This window comes from Burkholderia sp. Tr-862, assembly GCF_011753085.1.
Classification (GTDB): Bacteria; Pseudomonadota; Gammaproteobacteria; order Burkholderiales; family Burkholderiaceae; genus Burkholderia; species Burkholderia ambifaria.
Genome location: NZ_VWWG01000308.1, coordinates 1 through 2,881 on the forward strand (window position 1 = coordinate 1; position 2,881 = coordinate 2,881).

General features: G+C 72.0%; 2 protein-coding genes and 2 pseudogenes. All 4 read right to left on the reverse strand.

The window, feature by feature from the left end:
* A pseudogene (locus tag F3J14_RS34225) lies at window positions 1–930 on the reverse strand (cobalt-precorrin 5A hydrolase); the annotation flags it as partial.
* Window positions 927–1,661 carry a precorrin-2 C(20)-methyltransferase gene (locus F3J14_RS34230; protein ID WP_166726671.1) on the reverse strand — a complete coding sequence of 245 codons (735 nt, stop codon included), beginning with the start codon at window positions 1,659–1,661 and terminating at the stop codon, window positions 927–929. The pseudogene F3J14_RS34225 and the gene F3J14_RS34230, both read right to left, overlap by 4 nt.
* A complete protein-coding gene (locus F3J14_RS34235) occupies window positions 1,658–2,284 on the reverse strand; it encodes a precorrin-8X methylmutase (protein ID WP_166726672.1) in 627 nt (208 codons plus the stop codon). The genes F3J14_RS34230 and F3J14_RS34235 overlap by 4 nt, the downstream gene beginning before the upstream one ends.
* Window positions 2,277–2,881 (reverse strand): annotated as a pseudogene (locus F3J14_RS34240) (precorrin-3B synthase); the annotation flags it as partial. The gene F3J14_RS34235 and the pseudogene F3J14_RS34240, both read right to left, overlap by 8 nt.

A 2,881-nucleotide genomic window follows, 5' to 3' on the forward strand; every position in this document is an offset into this window, starting at 1 on the left:
TTGCGCGACGCGCAACGTGCGGCCGAGCAGTGCGGCGGCATCGGCATCGGCATCGGCATCGGCATCGGCATCGGCATCGGTGTCGGTGTCGCCTTCGCCTTTGCCTTCGACATCGCCGAAGCGCAGCGGCACGCCCAGCGTGTGCGCCGCCGCTTCGACCCGCGCATCGCCGAGCAACGTTGCCGGCGCGACGAGCGCGGCGAGCGCCAGCCGTGCGAGGCCGTGTGCATCGAGCAACGCCTCGATGCGTTCGGCGAGCGATGGCGAGGCGTCGGCCTGCACGCCGCGCGCGTCGATGCCGACCACCACGCTGCGCGGATGGATCACGAGTTCGTCGCGCGCGCCGCGCCACGCATCGGGCGTCACGCGGATCGCATGCGCCGCCGCGTCGTCGCGCGGCAGCGCGACGTCGTCGAGCCACGGCGCCGCGCCGTCGATGCGCGTGGCCGCGCCCGCGAGCAGGTCGGACACGAAGCGCTTGCCCTGCTGGAGATCGGCGAGCGCATAGCCGTCGGGCGGGTTGAGCACGCACGCGCCGAAGCGCAGTTCGCCGCTCGTCGTGATCGCCGGCGCGACGCCGAGGCATTCCGCGATTTCGCGCGCGATCAGGTTCACGCCCGTCAGTCCGCCGAGCAGCGGCACGACGGCCGAGCCGTCTTCCGCGACCGCGAGCACCGGCGGCTCGACACCCTTGTCGGCGAGCGCGGGCGCGACGCAACGAATCACGATGCCGGCCGCGCACAGCGCGACGATCGGCAGGCCGCGCGCGTACAGCTCGCGCAGGTGCGCGCCGAGTTCGTCGAACGGCACGTCGGCCTCGACGCGCGACGCGAGCCCATGCACGCGAGACCCCGGATAACGCGCCTGGATGCGCCGCGCGGTGTCGAGCGCGCCTGCGCCGAGAATCACGATCGCGGGCGGAGTCGTCATCCTTGCCATTTTTCCCCCGGCACGACGAGCAGCGAGAAATACGGCGACGCCATCGGATCGACTTCGTCGAGCGGCACGATGCGCTGGGCCGCCATCGTCGCGCGCTCGACGTACAGCGCGCGCTTCGCGAGCCCGAGTTCGTCGAGCACGCGCCGCACCTTGTCGAAGTTGCGGCCGAGCTTCATCACGACGGCCGCGTCGGCCTGCGCGAGCCGCACGCGCAATTCGTCCTCCGGCAGCACGCCGGACAGCACCGACAGGCTCTGGTTGCGATAGACGAGCGGCTGGCCGAGCACGGCCGTGCCGCCGAGCATCGCGCACACGCCCGGGATCACTTCGGTGTCGTAGCGCGTCGCGAGGCGATCGTGCAGGTACATGTACGAGCCGTAGAAGAACGGATCGCCTTCGCAGATCACCGCGACGTCGCGCCCGGCGTCGAGATGCGCCGCGACGATCTCGGCGGCCGTGTCGTAGAAGTCGGCGATCACCGTCTCGTAGCAGAGCGGCGGCGGCAGCGCCTCGGTCGTCACCGGATAGACGAGCGGCAGTTGCGTCTGCGCGTCGAGCAGATGCGCTTCGACGATCCCGTACGCATTGCCTTTCTTGCCCTTCGCGACGAAATACGCGACCACCGGCGCGGCCTGCAGCACACGCAGCGCCTTGATCGTCATCAGTTCAGGATCGCCGGGGCCGACGCCGACCCCGAACAGGCGTCCACGCGGGGCCGTCATTCGGCCTCCGTCGCGAGTGCGTTGACGGCGGCGGCCGCCATCGCGCTGCCGCCGCGCCGGCCGAGCAGCGTGACGTAGGGCACGCCGCGGCTCTCGGCGTCGAGCATCGCCTTCGATTCGGCCGCGCCGATGAAGCCGACCGGAAAGCCGAGGATCAGCGCGGGGCGCGGTGCGCCGGCGTCGATCATGTCGAGCAGGTGGAACAGCGCGGTCGGCGCGTTGCCGATCACGACGACGCTGCCGTCCAGATGCGGGCGCCACAGTTCGAGCGCCGCGGCCGAACGTGTGTTGCCGAGATGCCGCGCGAGGTCGGGCACCTCCGGTTCGCCGAGCGTGCAGATCACGCGATTGCCGGCCGGCAGCCGTGCGCGCGTGATGCCTTCGGCGACCATCCGCGCGTCGCACAGGATCGGCGCACCGGCCGCGAGCGCCGTGCGGCCCGCCGTGCCGGCGCCGGCCGAGAAGCGCAGGTCGTAGACGACATCGACCATCCCGCACGCGTGGATCACGCGCACCGCGAGTTTCTCGAGATCGGGCGGAACCTGCGACAGGTCGGCCTCGGCGCGGATCGTCGCGAACGACTGGCGGTAGATTTCCTGCCCGTCGCGAATGTAGTCAAGCATCGGTGGTGTCCTGGCTGTGCCGCACGCCCGTCAATCGGGCCGCGGCCTGGTCAATCGTCAGATGGCGCGCGAGCGGGGCGCCGAGGCCCGCGGCGGCGTCGCGCCGGTAAAGGTCGTAGCGTGCGGGCGCAACCGCGACGAGCGTGTACGTCGCGGGGTGCGGCAGCGCGCAGTGGCGCTCGCAGCCGGTCAGGTGCACGTCGACCGGATGGCCGACGCGCGCGGCCAGCGCGAGCGCATCATGTTTCGTATCGGCGCGCGCCTTCGCGCAGCCCGCGCTGCCGGTGCAGGCAACCAGCGCCGCCAGTGGGTCGGACGTCGTGCACACGAGACCGAGCGACGCGAGCGCATCGAGCACGGCCGGCGCGCGTTCGCGCCGCACGCCATGCACGAACACGCCTTGCCACGGCGTCATCGACAGCGTGGCGTCGCCTTCGGCGTCGGCGAGTGCCGCGAGCCGTTCCAGTTGCGTCGCGTCGAGCCGGCCGAGCACGAACTGCGCGCCGACGCTGCAGCGCGCCGCGTCGAGCGACGGCCGCGCGCCGAAACGCAGCGCGGCATCCGCGGGCATGCGCCGCCAGCCGGCCAATGCGGGAT

Excerpts from the sequence above, each read along its gene's own strand:
- F3J14_RS34230 (WP_166726671.1), bottom strand. The coding sequence starts at position 1,661 with ATGACGGCCCCGCGTGGACGCCTGTTCGGGGTCGGCGTCGGCCCCGGC.
- F3J14_RS34235 (WP_166726672.1), bottom strand. The coding sequence starts at position 2,284 with ATGCTTGACTACATTCGCGACGGGCAGGAAATCTACCGCCAGTCGTTC.